General features: G+C 67.7%; 21 protein-coding genes. 18 read left to right on the top strand and 3 right to left on the bottom strand.

Features of this window, described 5'->3' with window-relative positions:
• Positions 1-85 precede the first annotated feature (85 nt).
• The 3 genes from G9373_RS15645 (at position 86) to G9373_RS15635 (ending at position 7,213) form a co-directional block, all read left to right on the top strand.
• Positions 86-4,627 (top strand): non-ribosomal peptide synthetase, encoded by a 4,542-nt coding sequence (locus G9373_RS15645; protein ID WP_167115660.1) that lies wholly within the window; start codon positions 86-88, stop codon positions 4,625-4,627.
• A 31-nt stretch (positions 4,628-4,658) separates the two neighbouring features.
• Positions 4,659-5,435, top strand: coding sequence for an RsiV family protein (locus G9373_RS15640; protein WP_005258985.1), 777 nt, complete (start codon positions 4,659-4,661; stop codon positions 5,433-5,435).
• A 155-nt stretch (positions 5,436-5,590) separates the two neighbouring features.
• Positions 5,591-7,213 carry an NAD(P)/FAD-dependent oxidoreductase gene (locus tag G9373_RS15635; protein ID WP_346842826.1) on the top strand — a complete coding sequence of 541 codons (1,623 nt, stop codon included), beginning with the start codon at positions 5,591-5,593 and terminating at the stop codon, positions 7,211-7,213.
• Positions 7,214-7,286: 73 nt separating this feature from the next.
• Here the strand turns inward: G9373_RS15635 and G9373_RS15630 are convergent, their stop codons facing one another.
• Positions 7,287-7,793, bottom strand: coding sequence for a hypothetical protein (locus tag G9373_RS15630; protein WP_120660400.1), 507 nt, complete (start codon positions 7,791-7,793; stop codon positions 7,287-7,289).
• A 225-nt stretch (positions 7,794-8,018) separates the two neighbouring features.
• On the opposite strand from G9373_RS15630, the gene G9373_RS15625 reads away from it, so the two are divergent.
• The 5 genes from G9373_RS15625 (at position 8,019) to G9373_RS15605 (ending at position 13,269) form a co-directional block, all read left to right on the top strand.
• Positions 8,019-9,179 (top strand): Rieske 2Fe-2S domain-containing protein, encoded by a 1,161-nt coding sequence (locus G9373_RS15625; protein ID WP_167115658.1) that lies wholly within the window; start codon positions 8,019-8,021, stop codon positions 9,177-9,179.
• A 29-nt stretch (positions 9,180-9,208) separates the two neighbouring features.
• Positions 9,209-10,390: an acyl-CoA dehydrogenase family protein gene (locus tag G9373_RS15620; protein WP_005251181.1), complete on the top strand. Its 1,182-nt coding sequence runs from the start codon at positions 9,209-9,211 to the stop codon at positions 10,388-10,390.
• 37 nt (positions 10,391-10,427) lie between these two features.
• Positions 10,428-11,333 carry a biphenyl-2,3-diol 1,2-dioxygenase gene (bphC, locus tag G9373_RS15615; protein ID WP_065492253.1) on the top strand — a complete coding sequence of 302 codons (906 nt, stop codon included), beginning with the start codon at positions 10,428-10,430 and terminating at the stop codon, positions 11,331-11,333.
• 170 nt (positions 11,334-11,503) lie between these two features.
• On the top strand, positions 11,504-12,295 hold the full coding sequence (locus G9373_RS15610; protein WP_167115657.1) for an IclR family transcriptional regulator: 792 nt from the start codon (positions 11,504-11,506) through the stop codon (positions 12,293-12,295).
• 20 nt (positions 12,296-12,315) lie between these two features.
• A complete protein-coding gene (locus tag G9373_RS15605; protein WP_167115656.1) occupies positions 12,316-13,269 on the top strand; it encodes an alpha/beta hydrolase in 954 nt (317 codons plus the stop codon).
• Here G9373_RS15605 and G9373_RS15600 read toward each other — a convergent pair.
• On the bottom strand, positions 13,266-14,003 hold the full coding sequence (locus G9373_RS15600) for a PadR family transcriptional regulator (RefSeq protein ID WP_167115655.1): 738 nt from the start codon (positions 14,001-14,003) through the stop codon (positions 13,266-13,268). The genes G9373_RS15605 and G9373_RS15600 overlap by 4 nt on opposite strands.
• 130 nt (positions 14,004-14,133) lie before the next feature.
• Between G9373_RS15600 and G9373_RS15595 the strand changes: the two genes are divergently transcribed.
• The 9 genes from G9373_RS15595 to G9373_RS15555 all read left to right on the top strand — a co-directional run bounded on the left by G9373_RS15595 (position 14,134) and on the right by G9373_RS15555 (position 22,386).
• On the top strand, positions 14,134-14,649 hold the full coding sequence (locus G9373_RS15595; RefSeq protein ID WP_005258963.1) for a flavin reductase family protein: 516 nt from the start codon (positions 14,134-14,136) through the stop codon (positions 14,647-14,649).
• 92 nt (positions 14,650-14,741) lie between these two features.
• Positions 14,742-16,409: an FAD-binding protein gene (locus G9373_RS15590; RefSeq protein WP_167115651.1), complete on the top strand. Its 1,668-nt coding sequence runs from the start codon at positions 14,742-14,744 to the stop codon at positions 16,407-16,409.
• Positions 16,410-16,664, top strand: a complete 255-nt coding sequence (locus tag G9373_RS15585; RefSeq protein WP_005251194.1) for a hypothetical protein — start codon at positions 16,410-16,412, stop codon at positions 16,662-16,664.
• A 12-nt stretch (positions 16,665-16,676) separates the two neighbouring features.
• On the top strand, positions 16,677-17,477 hold the full coding sequence (locus tag G9373_RS15580; RefSeq protein WP_167115649.1) for a mycofactocin-coupled SDR family oxidoreductase: 801 nt from the start codon (positions 16,677-16,679) through the stop codon (positions 17,475-17,477).
• A 2-nt stretch (positions 17,478-17,479) separates the two neighbouring features.
• The gene (locus tag G9373_RS15575) at positions 17,480-18,310 is read left to right on the top strand and encodes a mycofactocin-coupled SDR family oxidoreductase (RefSeq protein WP_037204455.1); all 831 of its coding nucleotides are present in this window, start codon (positions 17,480-17,482) and stop codon (positions 18,308-18,310) included.
• Between the two features lie 103 nt (positions 18,311-18,413).
• Positions 18,414-18,896 (top strand): nuclear transport factor 2 family protein, encoded by a 483-nt coding sequence (locus tag G9373_RS15570; protein WP_005258953.1) that lies wholly within the window; start codon positions 18,414-18,416, stop codon positions 18,894-18,896.
• The gene (locus G9373_RS15565) at positions 18,896-19,657 is read left to right on the top strand and encodes an SDR family oxidoreductase (protein WP_005258951.1); all 762 of its coding nucleotides are present in this window, start codon (positions 18,896-18,898) and stop codon (positions 19,655-19,657) included. Before G9373_RS15570 ends, G9373_RS15565 begins: the two co-directional genes overlap by 1 nt.
• Positions 19,658-19,927: 270 nt before the next feature.
• Entirely contained in the window at positions 19,928-20,794 is an 867-nt protein-coding gene (locus G9373_RS15560; RefSeq protein WP_005258949.1) for a TauD/TfdA family dioxygenase, read from the top strand.
• 56 nt (positions 20,795-20,850) lie between these two features.
• Positions 20,851-22,386, top strand: coding sequence for an alkaline phosphatase family protein (locus G9373_RS15555; protein ID WP_054247304.1), 1,536 nt, complete (start codon positions 20,851-20,853; stop codon positions 22,384-22,386).
• Positions 22,387-22,437: 51 nt separating this feature from the next.
• Here G9373_RS15555 and G9373_RS15550 read toward each other — a convergent pair whose 3' ends face one another.
• Positions 22,438-23,853 carry an amino acid permease gene (locus G9373_RS15550; protein WP_007297623.1) on the bottom strand — a complete coding sequence of 472 codons (1,416 nt, stop codon included), beginning with the start codon at positions 23,851-23,853 and terminating at the stop codon, positions 22,438-22,440.
• Positions 23,854-24,110: 257 nt separating this feature from the next.
• Between G9373_RS15550 and shiA the strand changes: the two genes are divergently transcribed.
• Positions 24,111-25,469, top strand: a complete 1,359-nt coding sequence (shiA, locus tag G9373_RS15545) for a shikimate transporter (protein WP_167115647.1) — start codon at positions 24,111-24,113, stop codon at positions 25,467-25,469.
• The last annotated feature ends 227 nt before the right edge of the window (positions 25,470-25,696 follow it).

The following is a 25,696-nucleotide window of genomic DNA, read 5'->3' as shown; positions in this document are numbered from 1 at the left end:
GTGCCATAGCAGTCGCCGATCCGACATCCGCGACGACTCTGCGCAGTGGGGTGATGGAGTGCAGAGCGCAGCCTGAGGGGGAAAGATGAATTTCGATTTCGATTCGCAGCAGCAATCCGGCGGCACGGCGTGCGCCTGCCCGGAAAGGCCCGCGCCTGTCCGGCCCGACGTCGCCATCGTGGAGCGCCCGCTCGGGCGCCCGGCGCGAGCGGCCGTGGGCGCCTTCCCGCTGACCGCGGCGCAGCGATCCATCTGGTTCGCTCAACAGCTCATGCCGGAGATTCCGTACGTCATCGCCCACTACGTCGATCTGCGCGGTCCGGTCGACCTTATCGTTCTGTCTGAAGCCACCCGGCGCGCCAATCGCGAATTCGGCTGGGGAGCGGTGCGCCTGCTGGACATCGACGGGCAGCCGCATCAGGTCGTGGACCCGACCGTCGACGACCGGGTGCTCACCACGGACCTTCGCGGCGAGGACGATCCCTTGGACGCTGCCCATCGCTGGATGCGGAACGACCGGAGCGCTCGCACCGACATGTACGACGGACCGCTCCTCGTCTCGCACATTCTGCAGCTGGGCGACGATCACTACTACTGGTACTCCCGCGCTCACCACATCGTGTCGGACGGGTACGCCGCGATGATGCTGATGAGCCGCACGGCCGAACTGTATGTCGCCGCCATCGAGGGCAGGGAGCCGCCGGACAGCCGGATCGTGGGGCCGGAACGTCTCGTGCGGGAGGACGCGACCTACCGTGCCTCGACCCGGTTCGCCCGGGACCGCGACTACTGGCGCGACTCCGGCGGCGACCTGGCGTCGGTCCTCAGCCTCAGCGGCCGCACGGCGCGACCGGGCACCGACGCCCGGACGGCGACCGGGCACACGAGCCCGAGCGGGAACTCACGGAATTCGACGGCCGTGACGGTCGCCGCCTTCGCCGCCTACCTCGCCAGGATGACCGGCGTCGACGACGTCGTCCTCTCGTTGCCGGTGTCGGCGAGAACGACGGCCCGCCTCAGGTATTCGGGCGGTTCGGTGTCCAATGTGATTCCGTTGCGGCTGAAGGGAATCGGCTCTGCCACCGTAAGTCAGGCGGTCGGAACCGCCGAGACGGCGTTGACAGCGGCACTGCGGCATCAACGCTACCGCCGCGAGGACATCGGCCGGGACCTCGCCACGGGCGGTGTCGAACTCATGCATTTCGGTCCGGTGGTCAACGTCATGATGTTCACGAAGGAGATCACGCTAGGCTCCGTGAACGGGACGGTTCGGGTGCTCACCACCGGTCCCGTCGCCGACCTCGCCGTCAACATCTATCCGGGGGCCGAGGGCAGTGCCGCCCGCATCGACTTCGAGGGAAACCCGGCACTGTACGACCACGCCGAACTGACCGGACATCACGCGCGTTTCCTCGCCTACCTCGACAGGTTCACCACATCGGTCGAGTCGGAACGACCGGTCGCCGACCTCGACGTCTTCTTCGCCGGCGAGCGCGAAGATTTCGCTCCCGCGCAGGGACTTCCGGATGCCGACCCGATCACACTCGACCGCCTCCTCGCGGGGACCGTCGCGGACGCCCCGGGGGCGATCGCGATCCGCGACCGCGGGCGGGAACTGTCCTACGGCGACCTGGACCGGCTCGCCGGCCGGCTCGCCCGCGTCCTGACCGGCCGGGGCATCGGCCCCGAGAGCATCGTCGCGGTCTCCATCCCGCGGTCGCTCGAGTCGGTGCTGGCGTTGTGGGCCGTCGCGAAGGCCGGCGCGGCCTACGTGCCGATCGATCCCTCACACCCGAGCGCTCGCATCGCGTACACCCTGGACGATTGCGGCGCGACGGTCGGGCTGACCGTCCGCTCGGAGCGTTCCCGACTGCCCGGCACCGTCGCATGGCTGACCACAGATATCGACGATCTCGAAAACCTCTGCGGAGAAACATATTCCGAGACATTTCACGATACGGAACGGACCCGTCCGCTGCTCGTGGACCATCCCGCGTATCTGATCTACACGTCCGGGTCGACGGGAGCGCCGAAGGGCGTCGTCGTCACCCATCGCGGCCTTGCCAACCTCGCCCAGGAGATTCGGGACAAGTACGCGGTGTCCGCGCGTTCTCGTGTCCTGCATTTCGCCTCACCGAGCTTCGACACCGCTCTCGTCGAAGTATTCGCGGCCTGTGTCGGCGGCGCGACGCTCGTCGTGACCCCGCCCGGGGTGTTCGGCGGTGAGGAACTGTCACGACTGTTGCGCGACGAACACGTCACTCACCTCCTGATGACGCCGTCCGCCCTGGCCGCCATCGATCCCTGCGCGATGGACGAACTGGAGTTGGTGCTGGTCGGAGGGGAGGTGTGTCCTCAGGCGCTGGCGCGGCGGTGGGCCGGCGGCCGGACCATGCGGAACGCGTACGGTCCGACGGAGACGACGTGCAGCGTCACTCTCACGGATCCGGTGTCACCGGACGAGCGGATGACGATCGGCGCTCTGATGCGCGGTGTGGACGCGGTGGTTCTGGATCGCCGTCTACGTCCGCTTCCGCCGGGCGCTGTCGGTGAGCTGTACCTCGCCACCCCGGCACTCGCCCGCGGCTACCATCGGCGCCACGGGCTGACCGCTGCCCGGTTCGTCGCCGACCCGTTCGGCCGCAGCGGATCCCGGATGTTCCGCACCGGGGACGTGGTGCGGTGGACGGCGGCAGGGACGCTCGAGTTCCTGGACCGAGCGGACGACCAGATCAAGATCCGAGGGTTCCGTGTGGAGCTGGGCGAGATCAACGCCACGCTGAACACGCATCCGGGCGTCGCCTTCGCCGCGACGGTGGTGCAACGGAATCCGGCCGGCGACCCGAACCTGGTGTCCTACATCATGGCCGACGGGGACGCGTCGATCGATCGCGAAGCGTTGAAGGCGCACCTGGCACGGTTCCTGCCGGAATACATGGTTCCGAAATCGATCATGCTCGTGAACTCGATCCCGTTGACTCCGACGGGAAAGCTCGACCGGGCGGCGCTCCCGCTGCCGGAGTTCGGCTCGGATTCGGTGCTTCATCGTGACCCCGAGACCCCGGCCGAGCGCCGCATCGCACGGGTATTCGCCCAGGTGCTCGGCGTGGATTCGGTCGGCGCCGACGATTCCTTCTTCGATCTCAGCGGCGATTCACTGTCGGCCATCCGGGTGGTCGCGACGATCAACGCCGAGTTGGGCACCACTCTGGGCGTGCGTGAACTCTTCGACGCACCGACGGTCGCGGCACTCGCACGGACGATCGCGGAGGCCGGCGCACACCCGCAGAACGCGGGGCGCCCCCACGGGCCGACGTTGGGCGCCGCACCACTGCCGGACCTGGTGCCGCTGTCCCCGTCGCAGTACTTCATCGACCGCACCGTCGTGCAACCCGCTCTCCACAACATCCCGTTCACGGTACGAGTGCGCGGCGGATTCGACGTCGACGCGCTGCGCTCGGCGATGGCGGATGTGCTGGGCCGGCACCGCTCACTGCGGACGGTGTTTCCCGACTCGCCGTCGGGGCCGTACCAGCATGTGCTCGACGTGGCCGATGCGTTGCCCGACCTGACTCCGGTCGAGACCGGCGCCGCGGACGTGGAAGCGCAGACGTCGGAACTGCTGTCCGCGGGATTCGACGTGCGGCGCGAGCCTCCTCTGCGCGCCCGGCTGTTCCGGCTCGGCGACGGCGACCACCTTCTGTCCTGCGTCGTCCACCACATCGCCGCCGACGGCTGGTCGCTCGCACCCTTGGCGCGAGATCTCGTCGACTCCTACCGTGCCCGGTCGACCGGCAGCGAGCCCGCGTCGGAGCCGCCGGTCGTGCACTACGCCGACTACACGGTGTGGCGTCGGGCCTTGCTCGGCGACGAGAACGACCCGGACAGCATCGCCTCCCAGCAGATCGCCCACTGGACGAAGGAACTGTCGGGACTTCGGGGGGAGCTCGCGCTGCCCACCGATCGCCCCAGGCCCCGCCGGTGGACCTATCGAGCGGGACGACTTCCGTTCTCGCTCGACGAGCATGCGCACCGAGGCCTGCTGGCCACCGCGCACGAGCACCACGCCAGCCTGTTCACGGCGCTCAGGTCGGCAGTGGCGGTCCTGCTCGCCCGCGTCAGCGGCGACCCCGACATCGCGATCGGAACTCCGATCGCGGGCCGGGGAGACCCGGCGCTCGACGACGTGGTGGGAATGTTCGTCAACACGCTCGTTCTGCGCACCCGGGTAGACCCGACGATGACGCTGTGCGACATCGTCGATCGGTCACGCGGCGTGGAGCTTCGCGCTCTGGCAAATGCCGACGTGCAGTTCGAGCGACTCGTCCAGGTGCTCGATCCGCCGAGGTCACCGTCCCTGCACCCGCTGTTCCAAGTCGCGCTGTCGCTGAACAACTTCGCTCCCGCAGCCCTGAACGTGTCCGGGCTCGACTTCGAGGTCACACCCCGTCCACTCGACATCGCCAAGTGCGATCTGCATTTCCACTTCACCGAACGTCACGACGTCGACGGGCGGCCCGACGGTATCGATGCCGAACTGGTGTATTCCGCCGACCTCTACGACGCATCCACCGCACAGGGTTTCGTCGACACGCTGCACACCATCGTCGACCCGATCGGTAGGTGACCCCGCGGAATCGACGTGGTAGAGATAGCTCATGAGCGGCATCCGGAGATCTGGTCGGGCAGCGGCGCTCGTCGCGGTCGTCCTCGCACTGGCCGCCTGCTCCGACCAAGCCGGCACCGCAGTGAGCGAGCCGTCGACAACGACGACCGTGTCCGCCGCGGACACGTCCAGCGCCGAGGCGACCACACCCGCGAGCCTGCCGTACACGGAGACGGAGTTGCAGGTCACGGGTTCCACCGGCCGTGTCGGCTACGACGTCCTCATCCCGCAGATCGAGGGTGGAAATCCGGCGGTCACCGCCGAGTTCAACGAATCGATGCGGGCCGCACTCCAGGACCAGATCGACGGCTCGGGCACCGACGCCTTCACGTTGAGCAGCCAGGAGCACAGCGTCGCGCACATCGGCGAGCATGTGATCAGCGGTCTGCTGGTGACGTCGTGGAACGCCGATCCGCCAGGTGCGCATCCCACCCCGATCGTCGCGACGGTGGTGGTGAATGCCGATACGGCCGCGCCGATCACGCTCGCCGATCTCTTCCCCGACCTGCCGGCGGGACTGCAGGCGCTGTCGGACGAATCCGCGCGTCTGCTCCCCGCGACGGTCGCGGGACCGGATTTCGAGCGCAGCGGCATCGAACCGACCGAGGCGAACTTCGCCAACTGGCTGGCCACCCCGGCAGGCATGGAGATCCATTTCAACGATTATCAGGTGGGACCGCACGCCATCGGACTCGTCACCGTCACCGTGCCGTGGGACGCCCTGGCCGACGTGATCGACCCCGCTCTCGCTCCCGTCGTGTCCAGTTAGGCGCTGCCCGACCGCTCACCGGGAACGAACCTGTGGCTGCCCCGGTGCCGCGACCTACCGTCCCAGACAGGCCTTTGCTGCCGAATGTGTCTGTCGAATGGGAGAGGAGCGCGCCCGTGAGTGCACGCACCGAAGTTGATGCTCGTGCGAATCGGATCGGCGACGTGGACGCGGTTGTCGTCGGCGCGGGATTCGCGGGTCTGTACGCCGTCCACAAGTTGCGGAGCCTGGGTCTGACCGTCCAGGGTGTGGAGGCGGCGGGAGGCGTCGGCGGAACGTGGTTCTGGAACCGCTATCCCGGCGCCCGGTGCGACGTGGAAAGCGTCGACTACTCGTACTCGTTCTCGCGGGAACTCGAGCAGGAGTGGGATTGGAGCGAGAAGTACGCTACCCAGCCCGAGATCCTGGCATACATCAATCACGTCGCGGACCGGTTCGACCTGCGTGACCGTTTCCTGTTCGGTACCCGGGTGACCTCCGCGGAACTGGACGAGGAGACGCTCCGGTGGGAGGTGCGCACCGACCGCGGCGACGTCCTGTCCGCCCGGTACTGCATCTTCGCGACCGGTGCGCTGTCCACCGCGAACACGCCGAACATCCCGGGCCGCGAATCGTTCACCGGCGACACTCATCACACCGGTCAGTGGCCGCAGGAGGGTGTCGACTTCACCGGCAGACGGGTCGGGATCATCGGCACCGGTTCCTCGGGAATTCAGTCGATTCCCCTCATCGCCGAGCAGGCCGAGCACCTGTACGTGTTCCAGCGCAGCGCCAACTACAGCGTCCCGGCGGGCAACCAGACGTGGGACGACGAGATGCGGCGCGCGATCAAGGCGGGATACGACGAGCGCCGACGGCTGTCCCGGGAGAGCGGTGGCGGTTCGCCGTACAACGCGCATCCGAAGTCCGCGCTGGAGGTCTCCGACGAGGAACGTCGCGACGCCTATGAGACGCGATGGAAGCTCGGCGGGGTGCTGTTCGCGAAAACCTTTCCGGACCAGACGAAGACCGAGGCCGCGAACGCGACGGCACGCCAGTTCGCCGAGGAGAAGATCCGCCTGCTCGTCGACGACCCCGCCGTCGCGGACAAGCTGATCCCGAACGATCACCCCATCGGGACCAAGCGGATCGTCACCGACACCCACTACTTCGAAACGTACAACCGGCCGAACGTCACCCTGGTGGATCTGAAGGCGGCGCCGATCGAATCGATCAGCCCGTCGGGGATCACCACCGCCGACGCCGACTACGCCCTGGACACGCTGGTGTTCGCCACCGGATTCGACGCCATGACCGGCGCCCTCGACCGCATGCGGATCGTCGGGCGCGGTGGTGTGTCGCTTTCCGAGTACTGGAGTGAGGGACCGAAAACCTATCTCGGTCTGGGTGTTCCGGGGTTCCCGAACCTGTTCGTCGTGACGGGACCGGGCAGCCCGTCCGTGCTGGCGAACATGGTGCTCGGCGCCGAACAGCACGTCGACTGGATCGCGGACTGCATCGAGCACCTGTGGGAGAAGGGCCACGACGCGATCGAGGCGTCCGTCCCCGCCACCGAGCAGTGGGTGGAGCACTGCCGTGAGCTCGCCGCGCAGACCCTGTTCCCGTTGGCGAACTCCTGGTACATGGGCGCCAACATTCCGGGCAAGCCCCGCGTGTTCATGCCGTACCTCGGGGGCTTCGGCGCGTACGGGCGGATCTGCGCGGACGCCGCGGAGGAGGGGTTCCGCGGTTTCGAGTTCAGCCGATCCCGGACGAGGCTGGCCGACCCGGTGGGATAGTTTCCCGGACATTGGTCAGCCGCGCAGGCAATTGCCTGCGCGGCTGACCATTTCGTGGGAGAACGGGGCGAGTTCAGTCGGGGAGTGCGTACGTGGCCCACGCCTGCGCGAGCACGTCACCGTCCCGCGTGCACGTGACGGCGACGTCCGCCATGCGTGTGCCGTCCTGGACGTACGTCTGCTGAAGCGACGACGTGAAGTCCGCACCGGACGGCACGGCCCGCCGGATGCGGGTGCGGAACCTGCGGAGCGCACCGGGGAACTGCTCGGCGCAGTAGCGCTCCAGCAGGTCCACCGTCTGGTCGTCGGGCGTAACGGTCCCGGTGAAGCTGTTCGTCCAGAACTCGAAGACCAGCTGCTCGTCGCGGTTGCGGAAGCGGACGAGCAGGTCGTGGTCGCCCACCCTCCGGACCTGCGCGGACAGGGCGTCGTCCGACGTCCGGTGCGGTCGCAGCAGGAGGAAGTCCTGTTCGACGGCCGCCTCCGGCTCGGGTGCGACGACCACCCCGCTCGGGACGGCGTCGGCGCAGAGCCGGCGAACCTCCGCTGTGCACGGCTGCGACGAGATGAGTGCGGCCATCGTTCCTCCCAATTCACGGGTATGTGATCCGCACGGTAGTCGTCGCGGCCCGTAAACGGGGGTGTGGTCCCTGTGATCGGGACGCCGACGTTCCGCCGAAGTGGGTGGATGCGAAAGCCTCTCGCTGAGTGGGAGAGTCGGGTACCGCTGCGGACCCGTCGCGCCGACTATGAGCTACACCACACCCCGAGGGTGTTCTTGACGTACAGCGAGGCGGAGGTAGACATGGCGTGCAACAGTGCCGTTGACGGCGACGAAGTCCGGATGATCGAAGTGGGATCGGCACCAACGCGTTTCGCGCGGGGGTGGCATTGCCTGGGTCTGGCGAAGACCTTCAAGGACGGCGCCCCGCATCAGATCGATGCGTTCGGCACGTCGCTGGTGGTGTTCGAGACGTCCGACGGGACCCTCAGTGTGCTCGACGCCTACTGCCGTCACATGGGTGGCAACCTGGCGCACGGCACCGTGAAGGGCGATTCCATCGCGTGTCCGTTCCACGACTGGCGCTGGGGCGGCAACGGCAAGTGCACGGGAATCCCGTACGCGCGACGTGTCCCGCCGCTGGCGCGGACCCGGGCCTGGACGACCATCGAGCGCAACGGGCAGCTCTACGTCTGGAACGACCCGCAGGGCAACCCGCCGCCCGCCGACGTGACGATTCCCGAGATCGAGGGATTCGGCTCCCCGGAATGGACCGACTGGACCTGGAATTCGCTGCTCGTCGAGGGCTCGCACTGCCGCGAGATCGTCGACAACGTGGTCGACATGGCGCACTTCTACTACGTCCACTTCTCGTTCCCGCGCTACTTCAAGAACGTCTTCGAAGGGCACGTGGCCACCCAGTACATGCAGTCGACACCCCGCCACGACATCTCGGTGGGCACCAGCTACGACGACCCCAATTCGACGCTGCGTTCGGACGCGTCGTACTTCGGCCCGTCCTACATGATCGACAAGCTGTGGAGCGAAGCGAACGGCATGATGATCGAGACGGTGCTGATCAACTGCCACTACCCGGTCACCGCGAATTCGTTCGTCCTGCAGTGGGGCGCCATGGTGAAGAAGCCCGAGGGGCTGTCCGACGAGGTGGCGAACGGCATGGCGGCGCAGTTCGCCGAGGGCGTGGAACTCGGATTCAAGCAGGACGTCGACATCTGGCTGAACAAGTCGCGCATCGACAACCCGCTGCTGTCGGAGGAGGACGGGCCGGTGTACCAGCTGCGTCGCTGGTACCAGCAGTTCTACGTGGACGTCGAGGACATCACCGACGACATGACCAAGCGCTTCGAATTCGAGATCGACACCACCAGGGCGGTGCAGAGCTGGGAGGCGGAGGTTGCCGACAACCTCGCCAACGGCGTCGTGCCGCTCGACACCAACGCCTGAAGCCGGATCGGAAAAGAAGGACACGACAGATGACCCACGAGGTTCTCGACAACATCATGGCGATCGCGGATCAGCTCCGCGATCAGGCGCCCGAGGCCGAGCGGATCGGCCGGCTGCCCGACGACACGGCGAAGAAGCTCCGTGAGGCCGGGCCGATCAAGCTTCTCCAGCCCGGCAAGTACGGCGGCTACGAGGCTCATCCGCGCGAGTTCGCGGAGACGGTGATGGCCGCGGCGTCCCTCGACCCGGCCACGGGCTGGGTGTGCGGCATCGTCGGCGTGCACCCCTGGCAGCTGGCATTCGCCGACCCGAAGGTGCAGGACGAGGTGTGGGCGGCCGACTCCGACACTTGGATGGCCTCGCCGTACGCCCCGACCGGGATCGCGACGCCCGTCGACGGCGGCTACCTCTTCAGCGGTCGCTGGCAGTTCTCGTCGGGAACCGATCACTGCGACTGGATCTTCCTCGGCGCGATGCTCGGCGACAAGGACGGCGCGATGGCCCTGCCGCCGAAGATGTTGCACATGATCCTGCCGCGCAGCGATTACGAGATCGTCGAGGACTCGTGGAACGTCGTCGGTCTCAAGGGCACCGGTTCCAAGGACATCGTCGTCCGGAACGCCTTCGTCCCCGACTACCGGGTGATGGACGCCGACGAGGTCATGAACGGCACCGCGGTACAGAAGTTCGGGCGCACCGAGACGCTGTACAACATGCCGTGGTCGACGATGTTCCCGCTCGGAATCTCCTCCGCCGTGGTGGGAATCGCCGAGGGCGCTCTGGCCGCTCACCTCGACTACCAGCGCGACCGCGTCGGCGCGCAGGGCACCGCGATCAAGGACGACCCCTACGTGCTCTTCGCGGTCGGCGAGGCCGCGGCCGACATCAATGCCGCCCGCCAGGAACTCCTCGCCAACGTCGACAGGATCTGGGACCTCGTCGAGTCGGGCAGGGAGGTCACGTTCGAGGACCGCGCGGCCGGGCGCCGGACGCAGGTGCGTGCCGCGTGGCGTGCGGTCACCGCCGTCGACCAGATCTTCGCCCGCTCCGGCGGCAACGCGCTGCGCATGGACAAGCCGCTGCAGCGGTACTGGCGGGACGCGCACGCCGGCCTGGCGCACGCCATCCACGTGCCGAGCACCGTCTACCACGCCTCCGCGCTCAGCTCGCTCGGCCTCGACCCGGCCGACAACCTCAAGTCGATGATCTGACCGCCGTCGGACCTCGAAAACAGCAGAAGGACAACACATGACAGACATCAAGGGGCTTGGCTACGTCAAGATCCAGACCAACGACCTGGAGCGGTGGCGCACGTTCGCTTTCGACGTGCTCGGATTCGCCCAGGGCACGGGCCCGGACGAGAACGCCCTGTACCTCCGGATGGACGAGCGCGCGGCCCGCATCGTGATCGTGCCGGGCGAGACGGACGAGGTCGTAACCATCGGGTGGGAGGTCCGCGACCATGCAGGTCTGGTCCGCGTCCAGGAGGCGGTCGAGGGCGCCGGGATCGCCGTCAAACCACTGTCGGTGGAAGAGGCCGACGCCCGCCGCGTCGAAGAGGTCGTCACGTTCCAGGATCCGACCGGTGCGACGATCGAGATCTTCCACGGCGCCGTCCTCGACCACAGTCCGGTGGTGACCCCGTTCGGCGCGAAGTTCGTCACGGGGGCGCAGGGTCTCGGCCACGTGGTGCTGCCGGTGATGGATTTCGGCGGCGCGTTCGACTTCTACACCGAGGTGCTCGGCTTCCTGCCCCGCGGCGCCTTCCGCATCCCGGCGCCGCCGGAGTTCGGTCCGATGCGGGTGCGCTTCCTGGGGGTCAACGAGCGGCACCACAGCCTGGCGCTGTGCCCGGCACCGCACGGCGGTGCACCGGGACTGGTGCACATCATGGTGGAGGTCGACACGCTCGACGCCGTCGGCCAGGCGCTCGACCGCGTCGTCAAGGACGGGTTCTCGGTCTCCTCGACCCTCGGCCGCCACACCAACGACAAGATGGTGTCGTTCTACGTGCGTGCCCCCGGCGGCTGGGACATCGAGTTCGGCACCGAGGGGATGAAGGTGGACGAGAAGTACTACTCCGCGGAGGAGATCACCGCCGACAGCTACTGGGGCCACGACTGGTCCGGAAGCGAGCCGCTGGCGGCCATGTGACGGGTGTCCGGGCCCGGTGCACGCATCCACTCGATGCATGTGCCGGGCCTTTGGGCTGTTCGGGGCCGTTCGCCCAGCACTATTGCAAATAGGTATATGCCTATTTATAGTAAGTGTCGCCAGTCACACACCGCGTCGCCGCACCGAGCAGCGCCGCTACGGAGGTCCCCATGACGACGACACTCAGCCCCACCCCCACCGCCGGCCTCGATCGCGCCGCCCTTCTCCTCGACGCGTTCGACGGCCCGGGCAGGCTCACGCTCGCGCAGATCGTGCGCCGCACGGGGCTTCCGCGCTCCTCCGCGCACCGGATGCTCGAACGTCTCGTCCAGCTGCGGTGGCTCCGCAGGGAAGGCCGGGACTACGAACTCGGGATGCGACTGTTCGAACTCGGGTCGCTGGCCGTGCACCAGGACCGTCTGCACCGGGCCGCCCTACCCTTCCTGCACGAACTCCACCGGCTCACCGGGCACGCCGTGCACCTCGCGGTACTCGAGGGGATCGACGTCGTCTACCTGGAGAAGATCGCCGGACGGTTCGGCGTCGGGTTGCCGTCCCGCGTCGGCGGCCGCCAGCCTGCGCACTGTACGAGTGTCGGCAAGGTGCTGCTGGCCCATTCGCCCGAGTCCGTGGTCGACCGCGTCGTCGAAGCGGGTCTGCCCCGCAGCACACGTTTCAGCATCGACTCACCCGCGGCGTTCCGCGCCGAGTTGCAGAAGACCCGCGAACGCGGAGCGGCCTACGACCGGGAAGAGGATCTCGTCGGCGTCAGCTGCGTCGCCGTGCCGGTGGGCACCGAGGACAACGTGGTCGCGGCCATCTCCGTGTGCGGTCCCAGCAGTCAGATCAAACTCGATCACCGTCTGACCGCGCCGATTCGCATGTCCGCCAAGGGCACCTGGCGCAGGTACATGTCGACCGCGACGCCGGCCGCCGGACGCGCCGACCGATACTCCGCCTGAGGCGGGGCGAAGGAGCACGAATGCCGTTCGACGAGCAGGCCGAGACCATCCTCCGGGGACTGAACGAGAACTTTCCCCGGGTGGAGACCATGACGGGCGCGCAGGCGCGGGCGGCGACGAAGGCGGGACGCAAGGCCGTCGCCGACCCCGAGCCGGTCGGCAGTGTGCGCGACCGGGAGATCCCCGGCGGGGCCGGACCGATTGCGGCACGCATCTATTCGCCCGCGGGGGACCCCGCGGAGTCCCTGCCCGTCGTCGTCTTCTTCCACGGCGGCGGGTTCGTGATCTGCGACCTCGACAGCCACGACGGCTTCTGCCGCGCGATGTGCAACGGGATCGGAGCCGTCGTCGTCTCCGTCGACTACCGACTCGCCCCGGAATCGCAGTGGCCCGCCGCAGCGGACGACGCCTACGCCGCGACGTGCTGGGTCGCGCAGCACGCCCGCGCGTTGGGCGGAGATCCGGACCGGCTCCTCGTCGCCGGCGACAGCAGCGGGGGCAACCTCGCGGCCGTCGCGGCGCTGATGGCCCGGGACCGGGAGGCCCCCGCGGTCGCCGGACAGCTACTGATGTACCCCGTCATCGAACCGGTCTTCGACACCGAGTCCTACGAGGAATTCGCGGAGGATCACTTCCTCACCCGCTTTGCGATGCAATGGTATTGGGATCAGTACCTGCCGACGCACCGCGAGACCGTACCCGCCTATGCCGCCCCGGTCCGGGCGGAGAATCTCGGCGGGCTCCCACCCGCGATCGTGATCACCGCCGAACGCGATCCCCTCCGATCCGAGGGGGAGAAGTACGCCGCGGCGCTCGCCGACGCCGGTGTTCCCGTGCAGTGCCGGCGGGTGGAGGGAATGTTCCACGGATTCTTGACGATCGACGCGCTGGCCGCGGCGCAGACCGCGCGGCGGGAGCTGTGGCCTCGGCTCCGGAATCTGGTGGCCGAACCGGTGCGGACTCCGTCCGACTAGTCTTCGTGCTCCGCCTCGTCGTCCGCGTCCCGTGCCGCCTTCATCGCGGCCTGGTACTCCTGCTGCGCCGCGCGGGAGCGCCGGATCGAATGTGATGCGGTCGGTTTCGGCACACCGGGATGCTCCGGCGTCCCTGCGCCGTGCATCCGCTCGACGGCTTCGTCGATGTCGGCGAGCATCTGCTTCGCGAGCTCGCTCTCGGCCGCGTAGTAGCGCTCGGACCACTTGTTGACCATGTGCGCGAACGCCCACGTGGGTTCGACGTCGGAATCGCGGGCGTCGAGCGCGGCCTGCCTGCTCATCCCCTCCACGTACGAGATGTGCTCCTTCAGGGCATCTTTGAGCTGCTCCGGCTCGGTGAGGTGACCGAGCCACATGCGCAGCATCACACCGTGTTTGAGGACGGGTGGATCGATCGGCGCCTCCCGCGCCCAGCTGCGCATGACGGCCATGCCCGCGTCCGTGATCTTGTACAGGCGCTTGGGTTTCACCCGTGCCTCGTCGTCCACGACGGTCCGCGACGTCACATATCCCAGGTCCTCGAGCTTCTTCAGCTCCGAGTACACCTGGCTGAAGGACGGGCTCCAGTAGAAGAACCGCACACTGTACGACGCCCACTTCTTCAGGTCGTAGCCGGACAGCTCCTCGCCGAACGCCAGGATGCCGAGTACCGGCCAGCTCGTGGATCGAAGGCCGGCGAACCCGGAACTCTGTGTGGGGTCGGACGATGGCATTTCCCGAGCCTATCAACCGTGCGCCGCCGGCCGGACAGCGCGAAACCCTGCCGCTGGGCGGGACGAGGCATTCCCCGCCGGAAGGCGCCGCGGCCAGGCTGAACGCAACCCGTCGATCCGAGGAGACACGATGACCCGAACCGAAGAACCCGTGCCGGTGGCACGACGCATCGACCCCGCCGAGCTCAAGTCGGTGCTCGGGCACTTCTGCACCGGAGTCACGGTGATCACCGCACACGACGGCGAGAGCCCACACGGCTTCACATGCCAGTCCTTCGTGTCGCTGTCGCTGGACCCGCCGTACGTGTCGTTCAGCCCCGCACGGACGTCGACCAGCTGGCCGCGGCTGCGGGCGAGCGAACACGTCTGCGTCAACGTTCTCGCTCACGACCAGCGCGACGTGTGCGGGACGTTCGCGACCAGCGGCGCCGACAAGTTCGCCGACGTCGGGTGGTCGCACGCCCGCAACGGTGCCCCGGCGCTGGACGGTGTGCTGGCCCAGGTGCAGGCCACCGTCGAATTCGAGCACGACGCCGGTGACCACACCATCGTCGTCGCGCGCGTCACCGGTCTGGACGTGCTCAGGGATGCGCCGCCGCTCCTGGTGTACCGCGGCGGGCTCGGCATCTTCACCGCGGCCACCTAGCCGCGCTGTCTCCCGCTCCGCGGGAAGGGCTGTGGGAAACAGCAATTGACACCGGCAGAGTGTGATCGAGACCACTTCGGAAGGTGTGCACGATGAGCGTAGACGAGCAGAACTGGGACCGGGAGGTAGATCTCCTGGTGATCGGCAGCGGTGCCGGTGGCATGACCGCCGCCCTCGCCGGGGCCGAGCGAGGGCTCGACACCCTCGTCGTCGAAAAGTCCGGGGTGTACGGCGGTTCGACGGCACTGTCGGGTGGCGCCCTGTGGATTCCCAACTCGCCGATCCTCGTCCGTGAAGGCCGCGCCGACGACCCCGACGACGTCCGGAAGTACCTGGAGTCGATCGTCGGCAACAGCGTGCCGGCCGAGCGCCTCGACGCGTACATCGAGCAGGGGCCGGCCATGATGCGGTTCTTCGAACAGAACTGCCCGCATCTCCGGTTCTCCTGGTGCGAGGACTATTCCGACTACCACCCCGAGAACGTGGGCGGACGGCCGAAAGGGCGGACGGTCGAACCGCTGCCGTTCGACATGAACCAGCTCGGCGCCGACGGCGACCTGCAGCGGCCGAACTCCCTCGCGATGCCGGGTGGGCTGTACATGACGTCCACCGAGTTCCGTCACCTCAACATGGTCTTCCGCACCTGGGCCGGACGCAGGACCGCGCTGGGTGTCGGCTGGCGTTCGGTCGTGGCGTTGCTGCGGCGCAGGCGGATGGAGACTCTGGGGCAGGCCCTCGTCGGGCGTCTGCGGCTCACGCTCCAGGAGGCCGAGGTTCCGCTGTGGCTGAATTCCCCGCTGAAGGGTCTGGTCACCGACGAATCCGGAGCCGTCACGGGCGCGGTGGTCGAGTCCGGGGGACGGGAACTGCGCGTGCGCGCCCGCCGCGGCGTCATGATGGCCACCGGCGGGTTCGAGCAGAGCGAGGAGATGCGCAAGCGGTTCCTCCGGGAAGGCGGCAAGGACAACTACAGCGCCGGCTCACCCGACAACACCGGAGACGGAATCGTCGCCGGCGAGCAGGTCGGCGCGGCCGTCGATCTGATGGACGACGCGTGGTGGATGCCGTCGTTCCGGCGGCCGGACGGCATCATGCACGTCCTGGTGTCGGAGCGGTCGATTCCGCCGTCGCTGATCGTCGACCAGAACGGCAAGAGGTTCACCAACGAGGCGTCCCCGTACGTGTCGTTCGTCCACGACCAGATCGCCGGTGGTCACGACCCGGTGTGGTTCGTGTTCGACTCGAAGGCCAAGAGCCGCTACCAGTTCGGTGGGGTGATGCCCGGGCAGAAGTTCCCCGCGGAATGGTTCGAGACGGGGCTGATGCAACGCGCCGCATCCGTCGGCGAGCTCGCGCAGAAGGTCGGCGTTCCCGCGGAGTCGCTGTCCGCGGAGATCGCCCGGTTCAACGGTTTCGCCCGTGCGGGGGTCGACGCCGACTTCGGCCGCGGCGACAGCGCCTACGACCGGTACTACGGCGACCCGCGACTGCCCAACCCGACCATGGACGAGGTGGACCGGGCTCCGTATTACGCGGTGCGGATGGAAGCCGGCGACCTCGGCACCAAGGGCGGGCTCGTGTGCAACGAGCACAGCCAGGTGTGCCGCAGCAGCGGCGAACCGATCCCCGGGCTCTACGCCACCGGCAACACGTCGGCGTCCGTGATGGGCAACGACTATGCCGGTGCAGGCGCGACGATCGGTCCCGCGATGGTGTTCGGCTGGGTGGGCGCTCGGCATGCAGCCGGGGCGGTGAGCTGAGTGCTTCCGGTCGAATGCCGGCGCTGCGGTAACGCGGTGCTCGTGGAGAAATACAGCGAGGCGCACACGAGTGTGCAGTGGCTGGGCGACGCCGAGCAGACCTGCCCGGAGTTCGCACTGCGTGCGCAGGAGGGGGAGCACTCGATGTTCGTCCCCACCTGCGGCGCGCTGCGCGGATCGATCGACGACGCGGTGGAGGACGGGCGGGTGGGGCTTTCCCTGCGCAGCTACCCGACTCCCGGCCGCCTGGACTAGAGAGGACAACCGATGTCACGGATGGCGGGCAAGGTCGCCTTCATCACCGGTGCCGGGAACGGCATGGGACGCAGTCACGCGGTCCGGCTCGCGGAGGAGGGCGCCGACGTCGTCGTCGTCGATCTGTCGTCGGCCGAAGCGGATCTCGCCGAAACCGGAAGGCTGGTCGGCGAACTCGGCCGGCGCGCAGTCGTCGCCCACGCCGATGTGCGTGACCCGTCCGCGTTGCGGGCGGCCGTCGACGCCGGAGTCGCGGAATTGGGGCCCCTCGACGTCGTCGTCGCGAACGCGGGTGTCTGCGACAACCCCGGCCCGGCGTGGTCGATCGACGACGCGGTCTGGCACCGATCGCTCGACGTCAACCTCACCGGCGTCTGGAACACGGCGAAGGCCGCGGTCCCGGCGATGCGGGACGGCGGCGGTTCCGTCGTGATCGTCAGTTCGACCGCCGGCATCAAGGCGGTGGCCGGGGCCGCCCACTATTCGGCGTCCAAGACCGCCGTGGTCGGGTTGGCCCGGACCCTCGCCAACGAACTCGGATCGCAGTTCATCCGGGTGAATGTGCTGCACCCCGGTGCCGTCGGCACCCGCATGACCCTGAACCCGGAGACGATGGCGCGGTTGCGGCCGGACCTCGAGAATCCGACCCGGGACGACGTCGTCCCCGTCCTCGCGGCGAACCACATGCTGCCCGTTCCGTGGCTGGACTCGCGGGATGTCAGCAATGCGCTGCTGTTCCTGGCCTCGGACGAATCGCGATACATCACCGGCACACAACTCGTGGTCGACGCCGGACTGACCCAGAAGGTGTAGAGATGACAGGTCGAGTGGACGGAAGAGTCGTCCTGGTCACCGGTGCCGCACGCGGGATCGGCCGGGCGCAGGCGTTGCGGTTCGCACAGGAGGGCGCGGACGTCGTGGCCGTCGACCTGTGTGGCCCGGTCGGCACGGTGGTGACGCCACCGGCGAGCCCGGAGGATCTCGAGGAGACCGCGAAACTGGTCCGGGACACCGGCCGCCGGATCGTGACCGCGCAGGTGGACGTGCGCGACGGCACGGTGCTCGCCGAGGCGGTCACCGCGGCGGCCGGCGAACTGGGCGGGCTGGACTTCGTGTGCGCCACGGCAGGCATCACGTCCTCGGGTGCCGCGCTGGACCTCGACGCCGAGACATGGCAGACGATGCTCGACGTCAATCTGACGGGGGTGTGGCAGACGTGCAAGGCGGCGGCGCCGCACCTGATCGAGCGGGGCGGCGGGGCGATGATCCTGACGAGTTCCATCGCCGGGCTGCGCGGGCTCGTCGGCGTCGCCCACTACACCGCGGCCAAGCACGGGGTGGTGGGCCTGATGCGGTCGCTGGCCAAGGAGCTCGCGCCGCACCGGGTGCGGGTCAACAGCGTGCATCCCACGAACGTGGACACGGACATGATCCAGAACGACATGGTGCGGCGGGCGTTCCGGCCCGACCTCGAGCACCCCACCCGCGAAGAGTTCGCGGCGGCGGCCGTGACGATGAATATGCTGTCGATTCCGTGGATCGAGCCGGTCGACGTGGCCAATGCCGCGCTGTTCCTGGCCTCGGACGAGGCGCGGTACATCACGTCCGTCGCCCTGCCGGTCGACGCGGGCAGCGTCAGCCGATGACCGCCGCGGGCGGCGTTGGCCGGTAATCTCCGAGTCCGCCCCCACACCTGACGATCCGTGGTAGAACAGGTGTCAGTTTTGGGGGCGGACGAAGGGTGATTCCGTGGATCTCGAGGCCGTCGCCGCGATCAGCAGGCTCAAGTACGCGTATCTGCGGGCCCTGGACACGAAATGCTGGGACGAGTTCGCCGACACGCTTCTTCCCGACGCAACGGCGAACTACGGCGAGCATCTCGCGTTCGAGTCGCGGGACGCGCTCGTCGAATTCATGAAGTCGAATCTGGGGCCGCAGACCATCACCGAACACCACTGCGGTCACCCGGAGATCGACGTCGACGGCGACACGGCGACCGGACGCTGGTACCTCTCCGACATCGTGCTGATCCCGGAGCACGACATGGTGCTGCGCGGGGCGGCGTTCTACTCCGACCGCTACGTCCGCGGACCGGACGGCCGATGGCGGATCGCCCACACCGGATACGAGCGCACATACGAGGCGGTGATGTCGCTGGCCGACATTCCCAGCTTCCGGCTGACGTCCAACCGGTGGGCAGCCGACACGGAACCCGGCAAAGGAGACTCGTGATGGGGACACTGGACGGCAAGGTCGCACTGATCACCGGCGCCGGTCAGGGCGTGGGCGCCGGCATGGCGTTCGCGCTGGCCAAGGAAGGCGCCCGGATCGCGGTGGTCGGGCGAACAGAGTCGAAACTCGTCGACACGTGCGCCGCCATCGCCGACTTCGGCGGCGTCGCCGAGCCGATCGTCTGCGACGTCAGCAAACGCGATCAGCTGGGCCCGATGGTCGACCGAGTCGTGGACGCATTCGGTGGCATCGACATCCTCGTCAACAACGCCAACGCGAGCGCGCTCGGACCGCTCCTGGACATCACTCCGAAACTATTGGACCGTGCCATGGCCGTCGGTCCGGTGGCCACCCTGTTCCTCATGCAGCTGTGCTACCCGCACCTGAAGGCGCGCGGCGGCGGCTCGATCATCAACCTCGTCAGCTCCTCGGCGGTGCGGTGGGACACCAGCGGTTACGGCCTCTACGCGGCCACCAAGGAAGCGATGCGCTCGCTCACCCGGACCGCGGCCAGCGAATGGGGTCCCGACGGAATCCGCGTCAACGCGATTGCGCCGCACGCACTGTCACCGGGCCTGAAATGGTGGACGGAGAACAACCCCGAGGAGGCCGCCGAGTTCGTGAAGTCGATCCCGCTCGGCCGGATCGGTGACTGCGAGCAGGACATCGGACGTGCCGTCGTCTTCCTCGTGGGCCCCGACGCCGGTTACCTGTCGGGTGCCACCATCCCGCTCGACGGTGGTCAGGCGCGCTGGAGCTGATCGCCGCCGATTGCCCCGAGCTTGCTCATTTCCCTCCCATCCGGTAGGAATTGCGTCGTGCATACGACTCACCTGGTGCGACGCCTCACCGTCGACCTGTGCCGTACGTGCGCCAACATCTGTTGTTGCTGATGGTCCGGCGCGCGTACCGCGTGCTGTCCACTCCTCGGTAGCCTCCGGCATCCGGTCATTCCTCACGCATTCTCCGCGTTCGCAGGTCCGGGCCGGTGCGCCCGTACCCAGGCACCATCACCTTCGCGGAAAGACACCATGAGTACTGCATTCGAAACCAGAACTGCGTCGCTGACGCTCGACAAGTTCGGCCCCCACTTCGGGGCCGAGATCATCGGCCTGGACGTCGCGTCCGCCACCGACGACGAGGTCGCCGCGATCCGTTCGGCGTTGACCGAGCACAAGGTGCTGGTCCTGCGGGGTCAGTCACTCGACGACACGAGTCACATCGAGTTCGGTCGCCGGCTCGGCCGGCTGACCGCGGGGCACCCCGTCCACGACAGCGGCGACGTCGCGCAGGAGGTGTACGCACTCGACAGCCAGGACAACGGTTTCGCCGACGTGTGGCACACCGACGTGACGTTCATGAAGCGACCGCCGCTGGGGTCGATTCTCCGCCCCGTCGTCCTCCCACCGCACGGCGGCGACACCAACTGGGCTGACAGTCAACTCGCGTACGAGTCGCTGTCGCTGCCGATCCGGCAGATGATCGATCAGCTGACCGCGGTGCACGACGGCAACCGCGAGTTCGGGTACTACCTCGCGCAGAAGCGGGGCGGCAAGGGAAACGTCTGGGACGGTGAGGAAGTCACCGCGCTCGTGCCCGTCGAGCATCCCGTCGTGCGGGTGCACCCGGAGACGGGACGCAAGGGCATCTTCGTGAACCCGGGCTTCACGTCCCACATCGCCGGAGTGTCCGAGGCGGAGAGCCGGGGAATCCTCGACTTCCTCTACGCCCACCTGACCAAACCCGAGCACATCGTGCGGCACCGCTGGCGCCTCGGCGACCTCGTGCTGTGGGACAACCGCAGCACCGCGCACTACGCCAACCGCGACTACGGAACCCAGCACCGCGTCATGCACCGCATCACGCTGGAAGGTGACGTGCCGTTCGGCCCGCAATAGAGCAACCTGCGCATTCGCCGGGCGCGCGGCGTCCGCAGCGACTACCGTCACGATCCGTGACCCCGGCATCGGACATCTCACGACGCAAGTTCCTCGCCTCCGCCGCGGCGGCCGGCGGTGCCGCCTTCCTCAGCTCGTGGGCGGGCCCGGTCATCGACCGCGCCTACGCGCAGGACCCGGGCGGCAGCGGGTCGCTGAACGACATCGAGCACTTCGTCTACCTCATGCAGGAGAACCGCTCGTTCGACCACTATTACGGCACCCTGTCGGGGGTGCGCGGGTTCGACGACCCGTCACCGGCGTGGCAGCAGTACGGCTGGACTCCGGGTGCCGGGCCCACCCCGACCGGGTTTCTCAACCCGTTCCGGCTCGACACCACGCAGGGCACACACCTCGACGGCGAATGCATCAACGACCCCACCCATTCGTGGGGTCCGCAGCACGACGCGTGGAACGGTGGCGCGATGGACCGGTGGATGCCGGTGCACATCGCGCACGAGGGGCCGCTCAACGGTCCCGCGACGATGGGCTACTACACGCGAGCCGACATCCCGGTGCACTACGACCTCGCCGACGCCTTCACGATCTGCGACCACTACTTCTGCTCGGTGCTGGGACCGACGGACCCGAACCGGCTGTACTGGATGACCGGAACGATCGACCCGGACGGGCTGGCCGGTGGGCCGCTGGTCGAGACGCCGACGGTGATCCCCAGGTTCGTCTACTCCTGGCGCACCTATCCGGAGAACCTGCAGGAGGCCGGCGTCAGCTGGAAGGTGTACGCCAACAAGGATCTCGGTCCTGTGTCGAGTGTCGCACTCGACGGGATGCTCGGCTGCTTCACGCAGTACAGCGACCCGAATTCGGAACTCGCTCGCCGCGGTCTCGATCCGACGTATCCGAACGACTTCCGGGCCGACGTCGCGAACGGCACGCTGCCCGCGGTGTCCTGGATCGTGCCCAACATCTTCACGTGCGAGCATCCGGCGCTGCCCCCGGCCGCGGGCGCGGTCGGGATCGTCGAGGTACTCGACATTCTCACGTCGAACCCGGCGATCTGGGAGAAGACCGCGCTGATCATCAGTTACGACGAGAACGGCGGTTTCTTCGACCACGTCACCCCGCCCACGCCGCCGCCGGGCACCCCGGGCGAGTATCTGACGGTTCCGCTGAACACCGTGTCGGAGAGCGAGAACAACCCGGGACCGATCGGCCTCGGTTTCCGGGTGCCGTCGCTGATCGTCTCGCCGTACAGTCGTGGCGGCCTCGTCGCCTCCGACACGTTCGACCACACGTCGCAGCTCCGGTTGCTGGAGAAGCGATTCGGCGTGCCCGTCCCCAATCTCACCGACTGGCGCCGCGGCGCCGTCGGCGACATGACGTCCGCGTTCGACTTCTCGTCGGCGCCGAACGCCGGCATTCCCGTGATGACGGACCCCGGGCCACGCCTGCAGGCGGCGATCGCGCAGTGCGGGCCGAACGTGGCCGCGGGGACGCTCAACGCCGGTACGCCCTACCCCGTCCCGCCGAATTCGATGCCCGTGCAGGAACAGTCGCCGCTGCGGCGTCGCCCCAGCGGGCTGATCATGTAGCGGACTCTCTGACTCCTGCTCGATGAGCGAACGGCGGCGGCCGATCCGAGCTCAGGGGCGGAGGGCGTCGACCTCTTCGCCGGAGGTCGAGGGATCCGGCGTCTCGTCGGTGGTCCCGCGCGTGCGCTGGCGGTAGATCCCGATTCCGACCACGACCACGGCGAGTCCCATCGAGACGTACATCTGGCTCCTGGTCTCCGGCAACACGAGCATGCCGACGCAGAGCGCGATGATGGCGGCGATCGTGCACCACGTCAGGTACGGGAACAGCCACATCTTCAGCGACAGGTCCTTGCCCTCCGCCTCGAGGCTGCGCCGCATGCGTAGCTGCGACACCGAAATCGCCAGCCACACGAACAGGGCGATCGCGCCCGAGGAGTTGACGAGGAACAGGAACACGGTGTCCGGGTACAGGTAGTTGAGGCCCACGGTCAGGAATCCCACGACCGTCGAGACGAGCACGGCCTGGCGGGGAACTCCCGACGATCCGATCTTCGACAACGAGGCCGGGGCGTCGCCGCGGCGGGAGAGCGAGAAGATCATGCGGCTCGCCGTGTACAGGCCGGAGTTCAGGCAGGACAGCACCGATGTGAGCACGACGACGTCCATGATGTTGCCGGCTGCCGGGATGCCGAAGGAGTCCATGACGGCGACGTACGGGCTCAGCGCGACGGAGGCATCGTCCCAGGGGAGCAGCGTCACGACGACGGCGATGGAGCCGATGTAGAAGATGAGGATGCGCCACACGACGGAACGCACCGCGTTGCGCACTGCCGCCACGGGGTTGGCGGATTCACCGGCGGCGATGGTGGCGATCTCGGCGCCGAAGAAGGAGAACACGACGACGAGGACCGCCGCGAACACGGCACCTGCCCCGTTGGGGAAGAACCCGCCGTGACCGGTGAGGTTGCTGAGGCCGGGGGCTTCGACTCCGGGCAGGGCTCCGCAGATCGCGAGGACGCCGAGCACCAGGAAGATGACGATGGCCGCGACCTTGATCGACGCGAACCAGAACTCGAACTCGCCGAACGACTTCACGGACGCGATGTTCGTCAGCGTGAGCAACACCATCAGGATCAGTGCCCAACTCCACTGCGGGACGTCGGGGATCCAGCGGTTCATGATGACGGCGCCTGCCGTCGCCTCGATGCCGAGGACGATGATCCAGAACCACGCGTAGAGCCAGCCGATGCTGAAGCCGGCCCATCGGCCGATCGCGCGGTCGGCGTACGCCGAGAACGATCCCGTCTCGGGGTTGGCGGTCGACATTTCGCCGAGCATGCGCATCACCAGGATGACGACGATGCCCGCGAGTGCGTAGGCCACGAGTACGCCGGGGCCCGTCTCGCGGATCGCGACCCCGGAGCCCACGAAGAGGCCTGCGCCGATCACCCCCGCGATAGCGATCATCGAGAGGTGCCGCTTCTTCAGTGTGTGCTGAAGCTGCGGATCGGTGGTTCCTGACATGGAGAAATCCCTTCGGCGCTACTCCGGGTGTGATGTGCGTCGCTGATTCGGAAAAGTGTGTACGAGGCGTGGGGGCTCCGGAATCGCCGATTCGGTGAAATTGGTGCGGCTGAGATGGACGAAACGGCAGTACCACGAATCTGCGCCTTCTTGACAACGCGGAAACGCTATGGCTACCGTCACATTATTCAACCAGCGGACATGAGTTCGGTATGCGAACAGGATCTGTCCGGCACCAACCTAGACGGGACATCGGAATGAGCGATCACGCCTTCACCCCGGCAGCCGAGAAGCAGGCGCGAAGAGCAGCGCTGAGCAGTTTCGTCGGCGCAGTCATCGACTGGTACGACTTCCTGCTCTACGGGTTGGTCGCCGCACTGGTCTTCAACTCGGAGTTCTTCCCGAATGTCACCCCGGCGATCGGAACGCTCGCCGCGTTCGCGACGTTCGGCGTCGGATTCCTGTTCCGGCCGCTCGGCGGTGTGGTGTTCGGCCACTACGGCGACCGCATCGGACGCAAACGGATGCTGATCCTCACCGTGCTGATCATGGGAACGAGCACCGCCCTGATCGGACTGTTGCCGTCGTTCGGGTCGATCGGCTGGTGGGCTCCGGTCCTGCTCGTCACGCTGCGCGCCATCCAGGGCTTCGCCGTCGGCGGCGAGTGGGGTGGGGCAGCGTTGATGGCCGTCGAGAGCGCCCCGCCGAAGAAAAAGGCGTTCTACAGCAGCGGAGTGCAGGTCGGCTACTCGGTCGGGCTCATCCTCGCCACCGGATTCGTCATGCTCATGAGCAACCTGACCACCGACGACGCGTTCAGCCAGTGGGGTTGGCGTGTTCCGTTCGTCGCCAGCATCGTCCTGGTCGGAATCGGCCTGTGGATCCGCGCCGGAGTGCAGGAGAGCCCCGAGTTCGTCGAGAAGGTCGAGAAGGTCGAGGAGGAGCAGACCGCGCAGGACAAGAAGCGGATTCCCCTCGTCGAAGCACTGCGCAACCACCCGAAGGCATTCCTCCAGATCATCGGCCTGCGTTTCGCCGAACTGTTCTCGATGTACATCGTGACCACGTTCGCGTTGAGCTACTCCACCCAGGAACTGGGGATGGAGCGCAACTTCATGCTCAACGTCGGTCTGCTCGTCGGCGCCGTGGGTATCGGCACCATCCCGCTGTTCGCGTGGCTGTCCGACAAGCACGGCCGGCGACGCGTCTACGTCCTCGGCGCACTGATCGGCGCGGTGTGCGCGTTCCCGTTCTTCATCTTCCTCGAGAACGGGTCGATGATCGGCACCGTCATCCTCGCCGTGCTCCTCGTCAACATCTCGCACGACATGGTCGTCAGCGTGCAGCAGCCCCTGTTCACCGAGATGTTCGGGGCCGAGTACCGGTACAGCGGCGCGGGCGTCGGCTACCAGGTGGCCAGCGCGATCGGCGGCGGCTTCACCCCGTTCATCGCGGCAGCCCTGGTCACCGCCAGCGGCGGGTCCTGGCACCTCGTGGCCGTGTACCTCGCCGGCGGCTGCATCGTCAGCGCCCTGATCGCGTGGCGACTGCAGCCCGATGCGAGTGCCGACGCGTCGGACGCCGCCACTCGAGCCGAGCTCGAGAACTCGCACTGAACATGGCGGCGCGGTCGGTGCTCCGGGAGTTGCCGGGTGCGAGCCTCGACCGCGTCGTGCAGGTCGGGGCCGGTGGTGCCGGAGTCGCCGTCGCCCTAGGCCGAAGTTGCGATGGGTTTGTCCTGGTATTTACGGCTGAGCTGCAGCGGAAGCATGAGACACACCCATTCTGTAGTCACTAAAATGATTGCCACTATGGTAGCCGTGGAGTAAAATCAGTTCATGGC

The organism is Rhodococcus sp. A14 (assembly GCF_011603105.1).
GTDB classification, from domain to species: Bacteria; Actinomycetota; Actinomycetes; order Mycobacteriales; family Mycobacteriaceae; genus Rhodococcus_F; species Rhodococcus_F opacus.
Note: the sequence above shows the minus strand (reverse complement) of the source record. Positions and strands in the feature narration are given on the sequence as shown.

Excerpts from the sequence above, each read along its gene's own strand:
- G9373_RS15645 (WP_167115660.1), top strand. The coding sequence starts at position 86 with ATGAATTTCGATTTCGATTCGCAGCAGCAATCCGGCGGCACGGCGTGC.
- G9373_RS15640 (WP_005258985.1), top strand. The coding sequence starts at position 4,659 with ATGAGCGGCATCCGGAGATCTGGTCGGGCAGCGGCGCTCGTCGCGGTC.
- G9373_RS15630 (WP_120660400.1), bottom strand. The coding sequence starts at position 7,793 with ATGGCCGCACTCATCTCGTCGCAGCCGTGCACAGCGGAGGTTCGCCGG.
- G9373_RS15625 (WP_167115658.1), top strand. The coding sequence starts at position 8,019 with ATGGCGTGCAACAGTGCCGTTGACGGCGACGAAGTCCGGATGATCGAA.
- G9373_RS15620 (WP_005251181.1), top strand. The coding sequence starts at position 9,209 with ATGACCCACGAGGTTCTCGACAACATCATGGCGATCGCGGATCAGCTC.
- bphC (WP_065492253.1), top strand. The coding sequence starts at position 10,428 with ATGACAGACATCAAGGGGCTTGGCTACGTCAAGATCCAGACCAACGAC.
- G9373_RS15610 (WP_167115657.1), top strand. The coding sequence starts at position 11,504 with ATGACGACGACACTCAGCCCCACCCCCACCGCCGGCCTCGATCGCGCC.
- G9373_RS15605 (WP_167115656.1), top strand. The coding sequence starts at position 12,316 with ATGCCGTTCGACGAGCAGGCCGAGACCATCCTCCGGGGACTGAACGAG.
- G9373_RS15600 (WP_167115655.1), bottom strand. The coding sequence starts at position 14,003 with ATGCCATCGTCCGACCCCACACAGAGTTCCGGGTTCGCCGGCCTTCGA.
- G9373_RS15595 (WP_005258963.1), top strand. The coding sequence starts at position 14,134 with ATGACCCGAACCGAAGAACCCGTGCCGGTGGCACGACGCATCGACCCC.
- G9373_RS15590 (WP_167115651.1), top strand. The coding sequence starts at position 14,742 with ATGAGCGTAGACGAGCAGAACTGGGACCGGGAGGTAGATCTCCTGGTG.
- G9373_RS15580 (WP_167115649.1), top strand. The coding sequence starts at position 16,677 with ATGTCACGGATGGCGGGCAAGGTCGCCTTCATCACCGGTGCCGGGAAC.
- G9373_RS15575 (WP_037204455.1), top strand. The coding sequence starts at position 17,480 with ATGACAGGTCGAGTGGACGGAAGAGTCGTCCTGGTCACCGGTGCCGCA.
- G9373_RS15565 (WP_005258951.1), top strand. The coding sequence starts at position 18,896 with ATGGGGACACTGGACGGCAAGGTCGCACTGATCACCGGCGCCGGTCAG.
- G9373_RS15560 (WP_005258949.1), top strand. The coding sequence starts at position 19,928 with ATGAGTACTGCATTCGAAACCAGAACTGCGTCGCTGACGCTCGACAAG.
- G9373_RS15550 (WP_007297623.1), bottom strand. The coding sequence starts at position 23,853 with ATGTCAGGAACCACCGATCCGCAGCTTCAGCACACACTGAAGAAGCGG.
- shiA (WP_167115647.1), top strand. The coding sequence starts at position 24,111 with ATGAGCGATCACGCCTTCACCCCGGCAGCCGAGAAGCAGGCGCGAAGA.